Below are 1,215 nucleotides of genomic sequence, written 5' to 3'. Positions count from 1 at the left end.
AGTATTTTAGGCGCATAGTTGGGCAGAACAATCTTGGGACAATTCTTACTCCTACTTCCTCTAAATTCTCCTGTCTCCTGTCTCCTGTCTCCTACAAAGAGCAAAAAGACTTTCCATACGCAAACCCTACTTAACGTTCTTGAATAGGAGTATAAGAAATATTATGCTCTCCTGTATAAATTTGTGTAGGACGAAAAATCCGATTTTCTGTTAACTGTTCTTTCCAGTGAGCCAACCAACCAGCTACACGAGCTATAGCAAATACTGGTGTAAATAGATCGCTAGATATGCCTAATTTTCGATAAACCAAACCAGAATAAAAATCCACATTTGGGTAAATCCCTTTGTGGCCTAATCTTTCCTCTACAGCCTTTTCCAGCTCTAAAGCAATCTCATAATATTTGTCGTAGCCAAACTTCTCAAATAACTTTTCTGCCAGTTCCTGAAGAATAATAGCTCGCGGGTCTTTCACTTTATAGACTCTGTGACCAAAACCCATAATTTTGGCCTTAGTCTCCAAACATTTTTCTAGATATGGCCTAACATTTTCTACCGAACCAATTTCGGACAACATAGTAATAACGTCTTCATTAGCACCCCCATGTAGTGGACCAGCTAAAGTTCCCACTGCCGAAGCTATAACTGCATAAGGATCTGTCAAAGTAGAAGAAGTTACCATAGCTGAGAATGTAGAAGCATTAATAGTATGTTCAGCATGGAGGGTCAGACAAACATCAAATACCTGTGCTGCTAATGGATCGGGTTCCCGTTCATTCAGCATATATAAGAAGTTGGCTGCATAGTCCAGGTCATCTTTTGGCTGTACAGCATCGTTACCTTTACGCATTAACTGGAAAGCAGCTACCATAGTTGGAATTTTTGCCAGTAACCTGATGACTGCAGACCTAATATATTCTGGGTTATCAAGGGCACGGCGAGAATAAAATAAACCTAAAGCTGCTGCTGAAGTCTGTAGAGCGTCCATTGGATGTCCAGTTTCTGGAAAACATTTCATCATGTCCCGAATTCTATACTTAATTCTTCTGTGATAGCGAATGTCATGCTCAAAGCTTTCTAATTCTTCTTTGCTAGGAAGATAGCCCCAAATTAATAAATATGCTGTTTCCAGAAAAGAACTCTTTTTTGCCAGTTCCTGAATATTAATGCCTCGGTATTCCAGTACTCCTACCTGTCCATCGACGTGACTGATACTTA

Annotated in this window: 1 protein-coding gene; it reads right to left on the bottom strand. The window is 39.8% G+C overall.

Annotation, left to right across the window (positions count from 1 at the left end):
* Window positions 1-130 precede the first annotated feature (130 nt).
* A partial coding sequence (locus F6K13_RS33980; protein ID WP_287290060.1) for a citrate synthase occupies window positions 131-1,215 on the bottom strand: 1,085 nt, incomplete at its 5' end.

The organism is Okeania sp. SIO2B9, from assembly GCF_010672505.1.
Lineage (GTDB): Bacteria > Cyanobacteriota > Cyanobacteriia > Cyanobacteriales > Microcoleaceae > Okeania > Okeania hirsuta.
Note: the sequence above shows the minus strand (reverse complement) of the source record. Positions and strands in the feature narration are given on the sequence as shown.